The organism is Emticicia fluvialis (genome assembly GCF_024793945.1).
Lineage (GTDB): Bacteria > Bacteroidota > Bacteroidia > Cytophagales > Spirosomataceae > Emticicia > Emticicia fluvialis.
The window spans coordinates 71611-86410 of sequence record NZ_JANUSD010000014.1 but is presented as its reverse complement, the minus strand read 5'-3'; the positions used below and the strand labels follow the sequence as shown (position 1 = coordinate 86410).

Sequence of the window (14800 nt, the reverse complement as noted above, 5' to 3'; positions counted from 1 at the left end):
AAACCCAATGAAATATTTACTTTTGACCTTTATTGTATCAATTTTATCAGCTTGCACAACTATGGAATATCTGGAAGAGAAACAAATTACGAATGACCTGGCGTATCATCACGATTTAGACAACAACGATAATTTCTCACCGGATAACGAATGGCTGGTGTACGATACCCGAACCGATGAAGGCGGCATTGCGGCTTCTGGCCGCATTGAAAAAGTAAATATTTCAACGGGTGAAAAAAACATTGTTTACCAATTGCCCAACAATCAGGCATGGGGCCCGGGTGCAGGGGCGGTAAGCTACTCGCCTGTAGAAAACGCCGTGGTTTTTATTCATGGCCTGATGAGCGTAACTGAAGCCAATCCGTATCAGCAATGGCGGCGCACCGGAGTAATTATCAATACAGACCAACCCGGAAAACCCATTTTTATGGACGCGCGCGACATTACAGCCCCTTACACCAAAGGAGCCCTGCGTGGCGGTACCCACCGCCACGAATGGAGTGGCGACGGCCAGTGGATTGGCTACACTTACAACGATGCCGTACTGAAAGCGTTGGAAGATTCAACCGGCCAAAAGCATAACCTGCGTACCATTGGTGTTTCTAAACGAATTGGTGCGGTAAAGGTTGAAAAAGATAGTAAAGGTGATAATGTATCTGGCGAATGGTTCAGTGCGCTGGTAGTTAAAGTAACACCGGAACCCAAACCCGGCACTGATGAAATAAGCCATGCGGCAGGTGATAGCTGGGTAGGTACAAACGGCTATAAAAAACCCGACGGCAGCCCACAAATGGCGCGTGCTTTTATTGGCTCGGTGATTGATAAAAACGGCAAAAAAGTAGATGAAGTTTTTATTGTAGACATACCGGACGATATTACGAAAGAAGGAAACTCAGGCCCGCTGGCAGGTACAGAAACAGCCATGCCTGCACCGCCTGAAGGCACCGTGCAGAGAAGACTGACATTTACCGCCAATACTGCGCAACCAGGTTGCGTAGGTATTGTGCGCAGCGCACCAGATGGCCAGTCGCTGGCTTTTCTTGCTAAAGACACCAGGGGTATTCTACAAATATTTACCATTGACCCCTACGGTAAAAACCTGACACAGGTTACGCATCATGACAGCCCCGTTGAGGGCTATGTGCGTTGGCATCCGTCTGGCAAGAGTCTTTTTTACGTCTGGAACGGCAGCATTGTTGAGTGTAAAACCGGCAGCGAATCATTTGAAAAACGATACCAGCTGCTTACCAAACCATCGGCACCCTCACCAACCAATCTGGTTATTTCGCACGACGGCAAAACCATTGCCTTTAACAGATTAATCGGTAACGCTAAACAGATATTTACCGGAAAGCTCTAAAAGGCAGCTTTCTTGGTCTTTTAAACATTAGTTTGAGATTCACCTTACCATTTTCGTCAATAGCTTTCAGGTAGATGTTTGAACCTACGTTGGGGTCATATTCACGAAACTGGTAGGTGCTGTCTCGCTTCCGCAGATTACTGAACGGTATCTGTATATTGAGGTCGGTCTTATTACCCAGGCTATAAACGCCGTCCATAAAGAAAGTAATTACATTGCTTTCTATCTGCATTTTTTTCACTTCCACTTCCTGCCCGTTTATGGTAAACTCATGCACAATAGGAGCAAACTGCACATGTTCAAGCTGACGATTTCTGAAAACCAAGCGTTTCATTTTCAGAAAAGGGTCAAAATCAATAATTTCGGCATCACGTAAATCAACAGACAAAACACCTCGTACCGAATTAGACACCAGCGACGCGTCGTTTTTCAGCAATGCACTGAATTTAAACCTGCTGGTTAGTTTACCCTGAAGGTTTCTGTCTGTTATGGTGTACTGCCCAAAATTATTGAAAGAAGAAAACACCGACTTCACGTCTGTATTATCTACACTTGCGTTTACATTCAATTGCATGGGCCTTCCATTGGCACGTAAATTATTGATATCGCCTGATATCTGAAACGTTCCGCCAAAGGCATTCATAGAAAAGCTGTTCAGGTTTATTTTATTAGAACTGAGCGTTACTTTCCCTTTCAGATTTTGGGCCATGAGGCGGTTGTATTTAAAGCGGCCGGCCTGAAGCGTGGCATCAACCTCTATGTTATCAATGGCATTGTCAAGAAACCCAGACAATGTAAATTTACTATCACTGCTGCGTTTGGGTTTGTTGTTATCCAGGTTTAAGAGCACCTTCAGCCAGTTAAGCTCCCAGTCGGGTATATTTATATTTACCCGTGCTTTTAACGGGTAATTATCCAGATAAAGATAAGGAACCAGCCCCACGATATCGCCATTAATAAACAGTTTGTTGCGGCCGTCAAACACTTGTATGTTGGGTATCCGAACTTCTTCGCCTGTAAAGGCCACATCTCCTCTTATTTGCTGTATACTGATTTTCTTGGGAAGATACGTAATTGCCAGATTCTGTAATGATACATTACCAAACAACAGCCCGTTAATTTTACGTTTTTTTTCGTCAAATAGCGTCTTTATATTCCCTTTATAATTCATTTTCATAACAGCCAGCCCATCCTTTACTTTGTAGCGGTCTGGGTCTAGCAGGCCATTCAGCGCATCAGGGTCAGCCTTCAATGTACACTCAATTTCGGCAAGAGCCTGATCCAGATTCGTAATTACCAATTTTGCTTCCAGAGGTACGGTTTCAAACATACCTCTGATATTGTTGCCCGTAATGCGGGTGTTATCATCATTTGCAGGCAGTTTATCGTCGTAATGGTTGGTAAAAATACCCTGCGTGCTTAAGTCTCTGAGCAAACCTACACGCAGTTGATACTGAAACGAGCGCGCATCAAAATTGATATCAACTTTAGGTATCCGTTCGCCCAGTTTGCCTTTCAGGTGAACATCGGCAGTTACGATGGGGTCAATTTTTATTTTTTCAAGAACATTCGACAAATGCCTTGTCAGCAGTTTTCTGGCATTGGCAAGCCGGAGTTTATTGGTTGAAAAATCAAGCTGTATAGTACGGGCGCTCTCGCTGAAATCAAACATGCCCGATAGCTGAATCTTGTCTCTGGTTGCCGTTTCAATCTCCGACGGATTAATAACCAGTTGTTTCTCCTGCTGCCTGTAAGCAACATCCAGTTTCAGTTCCACTTCCTGGTCTGTCAGAAAACCACCCCTCTCTTTGTTAAAAACCAACCCTTTGAAGTAAGTATTCCCACGTGATTTCACATTCCATATTCCCTTATCAAAATCAATTTTGTTTACAAAATCATGGAAATCAACATTAAAAGATTTATCCTGAAGCGAATCAATGTACTGCACGTGGAAATCGCGGAACACGATTTCATCCAATTGCTCCAGCATCTGGTTATCTTCTTTCTTATTCTGATTGGGTTTGTTTCCGGATTGATTTGCAAAAACAGCAAGATTGGTTGTACCGTCTTTTCGTCTGAAAATATTGAGGCTGCCGTTGGTAAACTTAAGGGCATGTATTTCTGCCTTCCCTTGTAAAAGCGCTGTGGTTTTTAAAGTTATGCTGATAGTACCGGCATCAATCAGAGGTGTTTTATGCTTTGCGAAATCTTTGTCGCTCAGTTTTACACCCATTAACGAGAAGGTGAACCCTACACCATTATTGAACGGAGTAAATTTAAAACTCCGTATCTCAAGGGTGCCGTCTATTTTTTCATTGGCAGCAGACTTAAGGCGGTCAAAAATTTTATCCTGATTTAAATAGGCCAGCAGGCCTACTCCAGCCAGAAGCAATACAAGCACACCAATAATGATAAACGCTACCCGAAAAAATTTAGAGGACATAATAGGTAATTTTTGTACGTACGACATTCGATTTCAGGCAGGTAGTAGCAAAATGTTATCAGGCACAATTTAATCAGTAAACTTTAGTTAACCGCAATCAGATTCCAATTTTAATGAAATACTAATAAAACCGCACCTTTGTAAACCTTAATACTACTACCGCGCCATTGTTAATCATACGACAACCGTGCCAGGGGTGTCCCCCACTGGCCGGGTTACAATTATTCGCCGGGTTTCAGGTCAAAAGCCTCGGCCAGCAATTCAAAAGAGCGGCGTCTGCTGCTTGTATTGTTGGCCATTGTAGAAACAATTACCTCATCTACCCCAAAGTCGCTGGCAAGTGCCAGAAGTTTTTCTTTTACCTCATCTTTAGTACCAGAAATAACCCTGCCACGGTTACGATGGATACGCTCCTGCTCTGCCAGTGTAAACTGGTACTTTCTGATATAGTTTTCGTCTCCAAAGTTATCAAACCTGCCCTGTTCAAATTGTACCAGCACATAATCAATAAACTTGCGCATATCGTGTGCCTGCTCTTCGGTTTCGCCGCAAAGCACCGAAATAGAAAGCAAGGCTTGCGGCTTTGCCATCTGCGACGACGCCTCAAAGTTCTTTTTATACACCTCAACTATATCTGGCTGAGCAAAACCGTTGATGAATCGGGCTACGGCCAGCCCCATACCAAACCGGGCTGCTATTTTACTACTGCCCCCGCTTGAGCTAAGCACCCATTGGGCCGGAATAGTTGGCGCCTGCGGAACAGCCAGCAGAGGGCCATATTTGGTGGCGGCGGTATCAGTAAAAAACCTTTGCAGGTATTCCAGCTGTTTTAAATAGCTCTCTTCACTAAAATCATTAGACGGATTCAACAAGGCAGCCGTTATTCTGTCGCCGCCGGGTGCACGGCCAATACCCAGGTCAATTCGCCCCGGGAAAAGAGTTTCAAGCATTCTGAAATTCTCGGCTACCTTTAGTGCGCTGTGGTTGGGCAGCATTACACCCCCCGACCCTATTCTGATATGTTGTGTTACATCGGCCAGTTTTACCATCAGTATCTCTGGCGTAGAGCCGGCAATAAAAGTTGAATTATGGTGTTCTGACACCCAAAAGCGGCTATACCCCAGCCTTTCGGCAAGTTTTACTGTGGCTATGGTTTCTTCAATAGCATCAACAGCGGTTTTGCCAGTGGGTACTATCGACTGATCAAGTATTCCTAATTTTAGCATTATTGTATTCTGTTTTCTAATAGGCTTAACACAATAAACCCTGCTTTCGTTACCAATAGAAGGCATATAGTTGCTATACCGGAAGATAGTAACAAAAAAATCTCCGACAGATATTTGCCGGAGATTCTGCGTATGAAACAATTACTAAAGAAAAAAAAATTCTAAGCTAAAGCCACTGCATTTAGGTAGGCGGGGGTTATCCCTAGTTCTTTCTGCAGGTTATCAATGGTAACCAGCAGGTCGTCCATACCAGCTTTCAGGGTGTCTGTCAGCACACCAACATCGCGGCGGGTATAGGTTGATATCGGAAAGCCTCTTTTTACCAGGCTGTATTTGGCAATTGTAGGATAAGCCGAATGCACTATATCCATAGAGTCATTAAAAAACTGCTGTACTTTTTCTACCTCTGCAACGCGGGTTTCGTCGTTAAAATGTTTGCAGAACCAAACTATCAATTCGGGGAAAATATTACCCTGTATACACGACAGTCCGGCCGCACCAGCCTGCAAAGAAGACCTGGCATTTACCATGTAGGCATCATACAAACCAAAATTATAGCCCTGGCCCGCATCAATTCTGCGTTTTACCTCTACAGCATCAAGGCAGGTATCTTTATGATAAATCAAACGCCCGGTTGGCAGCAATCTGGCCAGTATTTCGGCGCTTATCAGGCGTTTGTAGGGTACAGGGCATTCATAAAAGCCCAACGGAATACCAGGGGTAAGACTCATCAGCTCTTCGATGCGCTCCAAAAATACTTCGTCCGACTCGTCTGCCTCTGCAATCAGGCTTGTAATAACAATAACAGCCTGCACGCCTGTGGCATAAATTTTCTTAACAAATTCGGCCTGCTCGGCAATAGTACCACCCAGCGTGCCTGTAGCTACAACCGGAATAACACCCGCGGCCTGTTTTACAACCTGGCTTGTAACAGCCAGCCGCTCTTCTTCCGTCAACTCATACATCTCGCTCGACAAACAGTTGGCAAACAAACCGGCCGAACCGGCATTGATGTAATATTCTGTCAGGACTTTCAGCCCATCATAGTCAACAGCTCCTGAATCTGTAAACGGCGTTAGCATTACAGGTATAAAACCCTGTGGCAAAGTATTGGTGGAAGACAACATAATGTTATAAATTATTCAAAATTGAGAGGTTAATCATTTGCTTTTTTTAGCCTGCTTAAGAGCAGGCCAGTCAGGAAGATACTTAGTGTACCCACAATCATAATCATATTCTGATGAAACGGACTACGCAAGGCGGCGTATTGGTCTGGTATCTGTTTAGAGAAGGTCATCCAGCATATTACCAGAATACCAACAATGGTTGCAATTACTGCTTCTGCATTTTTAGCTTTGCGGGCTATCATACCCAGCAGAAAAAGACCCAGCATACCTCCGGCAAAAATACCCGATAGCATCCACCAGATGTCAAGCACACTTTTTACGCCTATCATGGCCACGCCCGTAAACATACCTAAAAGGCCAAAAACCGTAGTGGCAATGTATAGCAATCTGAGTGACTGCTTAGAGGTTAAGTCTGACTTGATGTAACGCTGATAAATATCAACTGAAAAAACGGTGGCTGAGGCATTCATACCCGAACTGATGGTACTCATAGCTGCCGACATAATGGCCGCCACAATAAGACCTACCAGACCAGCCGGTATTTTGTTGACCATAAAATGTGGCATAACCTTGTCGCCGAAATCGGCTGGTGACAATGAGGCCGCTAACTGTTTGATGGCCTCGGCACTGCCCCCCGGCAGGCGTTCGGTTGCTACTTGCATACGCACCTGATTAAGCATATCGGGGTTGGCCTGATAATACGCATATAAACAAGAGCCAATTACAAAAAATATAAGCGAAACAGGCAGGTACAGATACACACACAACCAGATAGAACGTGTAGCCTCTTTGATAGATGACGTTGTATGATAACGTTGCACATAGTTTTGGTCCATCCCGAAGTTGTTAAGGTTCATGAAAAATCCATATAACAATACAACCCAGAAAGTAGACTGCGTAAAATCAGGTGCAAAACTACCCAGGCTGAACTTGCCGTCTGCCTGGCCAATTTCAATTATCTTACTTACACCACCCGGCATACCTTTAATTATCAGCGCCAGAATAATAAGCGCTCCGATGGTCTTTATAATGCCCTGCACCACTTCTGTCCAGATAACGGCCTCCATACCCCCCATTACGGTATAAATAATGATACAGATACCCACCACTACCATGACGCTTTCCATTGAATAACCGGTAAGTGCCTGCAAGCTAAGCGCAATGCCAAAGAAAATAGAACCCATACGAGCCAGCTGCGTAAGCAGGAAACAGACAACGGCGTAGGTTCTGGCCCAGGCTCCAAACCGATTTTCAAGATGGGTGTAGGCTGATACCTCTCCGGTGTTTCTGTAAAAAGGCACAAAGAAACGAGCTGCCACCCAGGCAGCTACGGGCATAGAAAGACTAAAAACGAACGAGTTCCAGTTACTGCCAAATGCCTTGCCCGGCACACCCAGAAAAGTATTACTGCTCAGGAATGTGGCATAGATAGAAAGACCAATGGCCCAGCCCGGTATTTTGCCCGAGGCCGTGGTAAACTGGTCGGCGTCTTTGTTTTTTCGTGAGAAATAAATACCTATCACTACCATTCCGACCAGATAGCCAAAAATGATAAGCAGGTCAATTACAGGAAGCTTGGAAATATTCATGAGTTAGGGTTGAAAGATGCAATAGGCTAATTTGTACACTTTTCAGTATTATGATAAAAACATACATTGATTTTTAAGCCAATGGCTGTTTTTTATAATCTGACAAATATTTTATTTAACTTTACAAAGATAGAAGATAAAAATACAGGTTTTTTATATACTCTTTCCCAATCATTGTACAATATTAGCATTTAGTTTTTTAGTCGATGAAACCTCATTTTCATAAAGTACCCACCAACACAGGGCATTCGTTCAGTATCAGACACGACATAAAACCTAACTTCGGTTCTATATGGCATTATCATCCCGAACTTGAGCTTCATTATGTAATAAAGGGTGAAGGGGTTCGGTTTATTGGCGACAACGTAAGTAATTTTTCATCGGGCGAGGTATTGCTACTGGGAGAGAATCTGCCCCATACCTGGCGCTGCAATAAAGAGTATTTTCAGGGTAATGCAGATTTGCAGGTAGAGGCCATAGTAATGCAGTTTATGCCCGATTGCCTGGGGGGCGACTTCCTGAACTTAAATGAAGCCTATGCCATCCGGAAACTGTACGAAAAAGCCAAGCAAGGCCTGCTTATTAAAGGTAATACAGCACAGCGTCTGAAAACCCTGATGGAAGGTGCCGTTACTGCCGGCCCTTTGCAAAGGCTGGTGATTCTGTTATCTGTTCTTGAATTGCTGACAGAGTCTGACGAGTTGGAGATGATAACCGCCGCCAATGCCTTTTACCAGTCGAACGAAATGGAAACCGTCAGGCTTAATAATGTATGCAGTTATACACTGGCCAATTATGCCAAAGACATCAGCCTGGAAGACATAGCCGCTATAGCCAACCTGAGCACCACCTCGTTTTGCAGATACTTTAAATTAATGACCCACAAAACTTATAACGATTTTCTGACGGAAGTAAGAGTAAGCCATGCCTGCCGGGCATTAATAGAAAATAAGCTGAGCATTGAGATAATATGCTTTGACAGCGGCTTTAATAACCTTTCTAATTTCTACAGGCATTTCAGAAAAGTGAAAGGCACTACACCACTGGAATATAAAAAGCAGTATCTGAAGAGCGAGGTAGCCGGGTAATTTCCTTATTTACCTCTGCAAACCGAAATGCCGTGTGCGTCATGCCCGGTTAAGTGATTTGAAGATAAATTAACACCTTTGAAGATGAGCCAAACGGCCAGTGCAATATAAGAGAATCTATAAACAGCCTTAGGCTGAAAACTGACATATTTACGGATACCATTACCCAAAAAAGCAAAGCCGAGCATCATGGGTAGAGTACCCAACCCGAACAATGCCATAAACAGCACACTCTCCCAGGCCTCACTCATCAGAAAAGCCCCACTCAGTGCGGCATAAACCAGCCCGCAAGGTAACAGGCCATTGAGAACCCCGAAAATAAACTGCGAAAACAAAGAATGTCTTTTGTAGAAAGCAGACAGTGAAGACTTGATAAAGTTATTGAAACGGCTTACATAAGGTAATACGTCTATTGATTTGGTCCAGCGGGCAGGCAGAATAAACGCCAGCAATATCAGGCATCCTACTACCACAAATAATGTTTTTTGTGAGGCCAGCAATGCCACCTGTTCTCCGGCAAAGCCAACCAGCAGCCCCAGCAGGCTGTAGGTTAAAATGCGTCCGGCATTGTAAATGAGCCTGCCCAGAATATACCTTCCGCGTCTGGATTTATCGCCGGGCAAAAGCATGGAAATAGGGCCGCACATACCCATGCAGTGCAAACTTCCGGCAAACCCTATCATCAATGCAGAATACAACATCTTATAAAACTATTTTCTCTTCTTTCAGATAAGCCCTTCCGGCTTTTTGCCATTCCAGCTTTACAACCCAAAGTCCTTTAGCCAGCTGATTCACCGGAATGCTCTGTACCGTATTTTCATTGATGCTCAGGGCAAGCGAATAATCTTTTTTGGCATCAGACGGACGATAGAACTGTACCGTACCTGTTGCCCCTTTCAACTCTTCAGGAAAACTGATACTCACCTGTTGTTTTTCGCCAGTGTAACTTATCACTACAGGGGCCGCCAGCTGCGCCACATTCCGTTGCTTGATAATCTCATCCTGATACGCAATTTCTTTTTTGTAGTAGTCGTTGCTCACCAGCGAAATATCTTTCTGCTGCACACAAAGCACCACCATTGTAATCATAAAGACTACAAACAACCCGTAGAATATTCCGATTTTATGTCCAAAATTCATGGTATATTATTTTATGAACTAATGTATTAAAGCAATTGAGCGATTATAGCTCCTATTTCTTAAATTTTGAACTGTCGATTTAACTGACTCAATGTTTTTTTGATTCCCTTCATGATTATTTACCAATAACATTGACAACCCTCTTCCGGATACCTTAAATCACTCATTCGCCCAATCACTCAATTATCTTTGAATCCCAAAAAATTAGTCTTGATGGTCTCCAGTTTTTCTTCTCCTTCCCAAACTTCAATTTCAAGACTGGTTTTTATTTTTTTAATATCGGCTTTGTTCATATCCAGAAAGAAAACCACATCAGCCTTGCCTTCTTTTTTTATTCTGATACTTTTTTTGCCGTCTATCAATCTGATGTTCCCTGCGTTGTCGCCCACTTTTAAGGTTACTACCAGGTCTTCATTACTTTTATTCACAATCTGGGCGTTATACAGGTTACTGATTTTGTTATTGGCCTGCTCCTGATACATTTGCCCCGGCACACGCATAATGGTGGTTTCAATAACCGAGCGGCTCATCAGCAGAAACACCTCTACCCCAACCAGCAACAATAAAACTACCGAATAAGCATAAGCCCGTGGCGACATCTTATATGGAATGCGTTTTTCGACACTTTCTGCCGACCCGTATTTTATCAAACCTGTGGGTTTGTTTATCTTGGTCATTACGTCATCGCAAACGTCAATACAGGCGGTGCAATTAATACACTCCAGTTGAGACCCGTTTCTGATATCAATTCCCGTTGGGCATACCTGAACACATAATTTGCAATCTATGCAGTCTCCTTTAGGCGCGGCTACCTGGTTGGCTGGCTCGTGCTTATTCAGTTTACCACGGGGTTCGCCGCGCACCCAGTCATAAATAATATTAATGGTATTGCGCCCCATTAACACCCCCTGCAAACGGCCGTAAGGGCAAATAGCCACACAAACCTGCTCTCTTAATTTGGCAAAAACATAATAAAACACCGCTGTAAAAGCTAAAAGACCGATAAATCCGGGTAAATGATTTGCCGGCGACTGCGAAATGATGCCAACCGTTGCATCTAAACCTATCAGATACGCCATAGTGGTATGGGCTATCAAAATAGATATAAGCAGATATATTAACCTTTTGGCGCCCTTTTTCAGAATCTTTTCGGTTGTCCAGGGCGCTTTGCTCAGTGCCAGCTGCTGTTTGCGGTCTCCTTCAATCCAGTATTCAATTTTACGGAAAACCATTTCCATAAAAACTGTCTGAGGGCAGGCCCAGCCACACCAGAACCGGCCATAAACTACCGTAAACAAGGTAATAAAAATAAAGAACGTAATCAGACCCACGCTAAAAATAACAGAGTCTTGTGGCAGAAACAACTGGCCGAACAACACAAATTTCCGCTCAAACACATTAATCATCAATAGGGGCTGTCCGTTGATTTTCACAAATGGGCCCGCAAAAAAAAGCGTCAGAAAAACAATGGTTGTCAGTATCCGGTAATTATGATACTTACCACTCGGTTTTTTCGGAAACACCCAAATTCTCTTCCCCTCACTGTCTACGGTGGCAATGCTGTCACGGTAGGCCTCATCTATAAAATCTAAATTGCTCACTGTTCCGGATATTTATTTCTTTCTGATGGCGGCCGGAATTTTACTGCCAGCCACCATCCGAAATGTTTGTTACTTAGTTGCGGTTGAATCAGCCCCGGCTGAGGCTTTTTCTCCCTGAGGTGCCTTTGCATTAGGCGGATTAGTACCTTGTATAGACAAAATGTAGTTACTTACCTCTTGTATCTCTGCGGGTTTCATGGTTGCCTGCCAGGCAATCATACCCTTTTCAGGTACACCGTATTTAACGGTTTTAAAAACATCATTAATAGTACCACCATGCAGCCAGTATTCGTCAGTAAGGTTTGGCCCTACACCGCCTTCACCTGCCTGCCCGTGGCAAGCGGCGCATTTTGAGGTAAAAATCTGTTTACCCTGGCTAAGGGTTTTGTCGTCTTTCAACAGTTTAACCGATTTCTCGTCAATGGTATTAGCCATTTTAGACTGATACAGTTCTACCTCTTTCTTGGCCTCATCCATTGCTATCTGATACTCTTCTTCCTGCAAAGGCGTGATGTTCCAGATATGATACAAACCTAAATACACAACGGCAAACACAATGGTAATATAGAATAACTTAACCCACCACGGTGGCAGGTGGTTGTCGAGCTCCTGAATGCCGTCATAGTTATGGCCAAGCATGATAGACTCTTCTTTTTCTAACGGAATGGCCGTGCCAGCCTCTCTTTGCCACCATTTCTGAAAACTGAAAGTTTCAATAGTACGGCCTTCTTTTTCGGCGATAATCCTGCTGATAACCCGATACATATTTAAAACCACAACCAGCAGAACGATAGCTGTAAGAATCAGTATAATAAGCACCAGGAGTTGAATGAGTTCATCGCCTGATTTAATGAATGTTCCCATAAATGAGTATATTTTAATTTTCTTTAAACCTGGATATTTGGCTCTGAGCCGGTTAATCTAATGGCAGCTTCTCTATGTAGCTTTGTTTCTTTTTATCAAGTTTTATGACATACCAGCCAAGACCCAGAAAAAAGAAAAAGAAAACAAGCAGAGAAAAAACCGGGTAGATGCTCACGCCGTCTATTTGTTCGAAATAATGTTTAAACATGGTCGTAAATAATTATTGTTTAATATCAGTACCTAGTCTCTGCAGATAAGCAATCAGGGCTACTATTTCCTTATCGCCGCTTGTTTTAATTTTGGCATCAGCCAGACGCTTCGCAATTTCTGCAGCTTGTTTTTCTGCATCAGCAACCGCAATGTTTTCATAACCTTCCGGATACGGCACACCCAGGGTACGCATGGCTTTAATTTTTGCCGGAATCATCTCTTTATCGTAATCGTTTTCAAGCAACCACGGGTACGGAGGCATAATTGAACCGGGCGACATAGTGGTGGGGTCCATCATGTGGTTATAGTGCCAGCTGTCGGGGTATTTTTTACCAACACGGTGCAAGTCAGGACCGGTACGTTTAGAACCCCACAGGAACGGGTGGTCATACACAAACTCACCGGCTTTAGAGTACTCGCCGTAGCGCTCGGTTTCTGAACGGAACGGACGAACCATCTGCGAGTGACAGCCCACACAACCTTCTTTGATGTAGATATCGCGGCCTTCCAGTTCAAGCGGTGTGTAAGGTTTCACTGCCGCAATAGTAGGTACGTTAGAGTCAATCAGCGCAGTAGGCACAAACTCTACCACCCCGCCAATAGCCACGGCTATAATTGCCAAAGCTGTAAAAACAACCGGTTTACGCTCTAAAACTGAGTGCCAGCCGCCACCTATAACTTTTACGTGTTTTTCAAGCGCTGGTGCCTCGCCGTATTCTACCGCAACAAAAGTTCCTTGTTTGGCTGTCTGAATCAGGTTATATATCATTACCAGGGTACCAATCAGATACATGGTACCACCCACGGCTCTGATCATATAAAGAGGCACAATCTGTGTAACGGTTTCAAGGAAGTTAGGGTAAGCAAGGAACCCATCTTGTGTAAACTCTTTCCACATTAAACTTTGTGTGAAACCCGCCCAGTACATAGGCAACGCATAGAATATAATACCTAATGTACCTAACCAGAAGTGCGTATTGGTTAATCCTTTAGAGTAAAGCTGGGTTTTATACATACGTGGTATCAGATAATAAAGGATACCGAATATCATGAAACCGTTCCAGCCAAGGGCACCAACGTGCACGTGGGCGATGGTCCAGTCTGTAAAGTGCGAAATAGCATTCACGTTTTTCAAAGACAACATCGGGCCTTCAAAAGTAGCCATACCATAGGCAGTTACTGCTACCACAAAGAATTTAAGAACAGGGTCTTCACGAACTTTGTCCCAGGCGCCGCGCAAGGTTAGCAGACCATTAAGCATACCACCCCATGATGGAGCAATAAGCATAATTGAGAACACCGTACCAAGGCTTTGTGCCCAGTCTGGCAATGAAGAGTACAACAAGTGGTGAGGCCCCGCCCAGATATAAATAAATATGAGCGACCAGAAGTGGATAATTGATAACTTATATGAATATACGGGTCTGTTGGCTGCCTTAGGCAGGAAGTAGTACATTAAACCCAGATAAGGCGTGGTGAGGAAGAACGCAACCGCGTTGTGGCCGTACCACCATTGTACCAGGGCATCTTGCACACCGGCGTATAGCGAATAGCTTTTGGTTAATGAAATTGGCAACTCAAAAGAGTTTACAATGTGTAGCAAAGCAACCGTAACCACAGTGGCTATGTAAAACCAAACAGCTACATACATGTGGCGCTCGCGGCGGCGTATAATAGTGCCAAACATATTAATGGCAAATACTACCCATATTAAAGCAATGGCAATGTCTATTGGCCATTCCAGCTCGGCGTATTCTTTACTGGTTGTTATACCAAGAGGAAGCGTAATAGCCGCTGCCAGAATAATAAGCTGCCAGCCCCAGAAGTGTATCCACGATAGCGCCTTGCTGAACATGGCGGTTTTAAGCAGCCTGGGCATAGAGTAGTAAATACCTGCAAACATGGCATTACCTACAAAGGCAAAAATAATGGCATTGGTGTGTAAAGGTCTTAACCGCCCAAAGGTAACGTGGGGGGTTTCAAAATTGGCTCCAGGCCAAAAGAGTTGTACAGCCAGGGTTAAGCCGGCTAACATGCCAACCAAACCAAAAATGACCGTTACAACAAGAAAGGCTTTGACGATTTTATTATCATATTCAAATCGTTCTAATGTCCCAACTGACTCGGGCTGCGTAATATGCTGCATAGTAAA

The 14800-nt window shown here is 43.8% G+C and carries 12 protein-coding genes; 2 read left to right on the top strand and 10 right to left on the bottom strand.

All coding sequences use genetic code 11. The annotated features are described in order from the left end of the window. Positions 1 to 7: 7 nt before the first annotated feature. Positions 8 to 1360 (top strand): DUF3748 domain-containing protein, encoded by a 1353-nt coding sequence (locus tag NZ848_RS16305; RefSeq protein ID WP_259016403.1) that lies wholly within the window; start codon positions 8 to 10, stop codon positions 1358 to 1360. On the opposite strand, the gene NZ848_RS16300 is transcribed toward NZ848_RS16305, so the two are convergent. The 4 genes from NZ848_RS16300 to NZ848_RS16285 form a co-directional block, all read right to left on the bottom strand. Next, on the bottom strand, positions 1344 to 3803 hold the full coding sequence (locus NZ848_RS16300) for a DUF3971 domain-containing protein (RefSeq protein ID WP_259016402.1): 2460 nt from the start codon (positions 3801 to 3803) through the stop codon (positions 1344 to 1346). The genes NZ848_RS16305 and NZ848_RS16300 overlap by 17 nt on opposite strands. A 221-nt stretch (positions 3804 to 4024) precedes the next feature. After that, on the bottom strand, positions 4025 to 5029 hold the full coding sequence (locus NZ848_RS16295) for an LLM class flavin-dependent oxidoreductase (RefSeq protein ID WP_259016401.1): 1005 nt from the start codon (positions 5027 to 5029) through the stop codon (positions 4025 to 4027). A 161-nt stretch (positions 5030 to 5190) separates the two neighbouring features. Continuing rightward, positions 5191 to 6156 carry a dihydrodipicolinate synthase family protein gene (locus NZ848_RS16290; RefSeq protein WP_259016400.1) on the bottom strand — a complete coding sequence of 322 codons (966 nt, stop codon included), beginning with the start codon at positions 6154 to 6156 and terminating at the stop codon, positions 5191 to 5193. Between the two features lie 29 nt (positions 6157 to 6185). Next, complete coding sequence (locus NZ848_RS16285; RefSeq protein ID WP_253535594.1) at positions 6186 to 7739, bottom strand: sodium:solute symporter; 1554 nt, start codon at positions 7737 to 7739, stop codon at positions 6186 to 6188. 212 nt (positions 7740 to 7951) lie between these two features. Between NZ848_RS16285 and NZ848_RS16280 the strand changes: the two genes are divergently transcribed. After that, positions 7952 to 8833, top strand: coding sequence for an AraC family transcriptional regulator (locus tag NZ848_RS16280; RefSeq protein WP_101725801.1), 882 nt, complete (start codon positions 7952 to 7954; stop codon positions 8831 to 8833). A gap of 5 nt (positions 8834 to 8838) precedes the next feature. Here the strand turns inward: NZ848_RS16280 and NZ848_RS16275 are convergent, their stop codons facing one another. The 6 genes from NZ848_RS16275 to ccoN form a co-directional block, all read right to left on the bottom strand. Further along, positions 8839 to 9534, bottom strand: a complete 696-nt coding sequence (locus tag NZ848_RS16275; protein WP_253527372.1) for a sulfite exporter TauE/SafE family protein — start codon at positions 9532 to 9534, stop codon at positions 8839 to 8841. Between the two features lies 1 nt (position 9535). After that, positions 9536 to 9973 carry a FixH family protein gene (locus NZ848_RS16270; protein WP_259016399.1) on the bottom strand — a complete coding sequence of 146 codons (438 nt, stop codon included), beginning with the start codon at positions 9971 to 9973 and terminating at the stop codon, positions 9536 to 9538. A gap of 179 nt (positions 9974 to 10152) precedes the next feature. Further along, positions 10153 to 11574, bottom strand: a complete 1422-nt coding sequence (gene ccoG, locus NZ848_RS16265) for a cytochrome c oxidase accessory protein CcoG (RefSeq protein WP_259016398.1) — start codon at positions 11572 to 11574, stop codon at positions 10153 to 10155. A 69-nt stretch (positions 11575 to 11643) separates the two neighbouring features. Then, positions 11644 to 12438 carry a cbb3-type cytochrome c oxidase N-terminal domain-containing protein gene (locus NZ848_RS16260; RefSeq protein ID WP_259016397.1) on the bottom strand — a complete coding sequence of 265 codons (795 nt, stop codon included), beginning with the start codon at positions 12436 to 12438 and terminating at the stop codon, positions 11644 to 11646. A 52-nt stretch (positions 12439 to 12490) separates the two neighbouring features. Next, the gene (locus NZ848_RS16255; protein ID WP_101725806.1) at positions 12491 to 12646 is read right to left on the bottom strand and encodes a CcoQ/FixQ family Cbb3-type cytochrome c oxidase assembly chaperone; all 156 of its coding nucleotides are present in this window, start codon (positions 12644 to 12646) and stop codon (positions 12491 to 12493) included. A gap of 12 nt (positions 12647 to 12658) precedes the next feature. Beyond that, on the bottom strand, positions 12659 to 14794 hold the full coding sequence (gene ccoN, locus NZ848_RS16250) for a cytochrome-c oxidase, cbb3-type subunit I (RefSeq protein WP_259016396.1): 2136 nt from the start codon (positions 14792 to 14794) through the stop codon (positions 12659 to 12661). Positions 14795 to 14800: the final 6 nt, after the last annotated feature.

Bases quoted from the DNA above. Each gene is read 5' to 3' on its own strand.
- NZ848_RS16275 (WP_253527372.1), bottom strand. From the start codon at position 9,534: ATGTTGTATTCTGCATTGATGATAGGGTTTGCCGGAAGTTTGCACTGC.
- NZ848_RS16255 (WP_101725806.1), bottom strand. From the start codon at position 12,646: ATGTTTAAACATTATTTCGAACAAATAGACGGCGTGAGCATCTACCCG.
- NZ848_RS16260 (WP_259016397.1), bottom strand. From the start codon at position 12,438: ATGGGAACATTCATTAAATCAGGCGATGAACTCATTCAACTCCTGGTG.
- NZ848_RS16305 (WP_259016403.1), top strand. From the start codon at position 8: ATGAAATATTTACTTTTGACCTTTATTGTATCAATTTTATCAGCTTGC.
- NZ848_RS16300 (WP_259016402.1), bottom strand. From the start codon at position 3,803: ATGTCCTCTAAATTTTTTCGGGTAGCGTTTATCATTATTGGTGTGCTT.
- NZ848_RS16270 (WP_259016399.1), bottom strand. From the start codon at position 9,973: ATGAATTTTGGACATAAAATCGGAATATTCTACGGGTTGTTTGTAGTC.
- NZ848_RS16295 (WP_259016401.1), bottom strand. From the start codon at position 5,029: ATGCTAAAATTAGGAATACTTGATCAGTCGATAGTACCCACTGGCAAA.
- NZ848_RS16280 (WP_101725801.1), top strand. From the start codon at position 7,952: ATGAAACCTCATTTTCATAAAGTACCCACCAACACAGGGCATTCGTTC.
- NZ848_RS16290 (WP_259016400.1), bottom strand. From the start codon at position 6,156: ATGTTGTCTTCCACCAATACTTTGCCACAGGGTTTTATACCTGTAATG.
- ccoN (WP_259016396.1), bottom strand. From the start codon at position 14,794: ATGCAGCATATTACGCAGCCCGAGTCAGTTGGGACATTAGAACGATTT.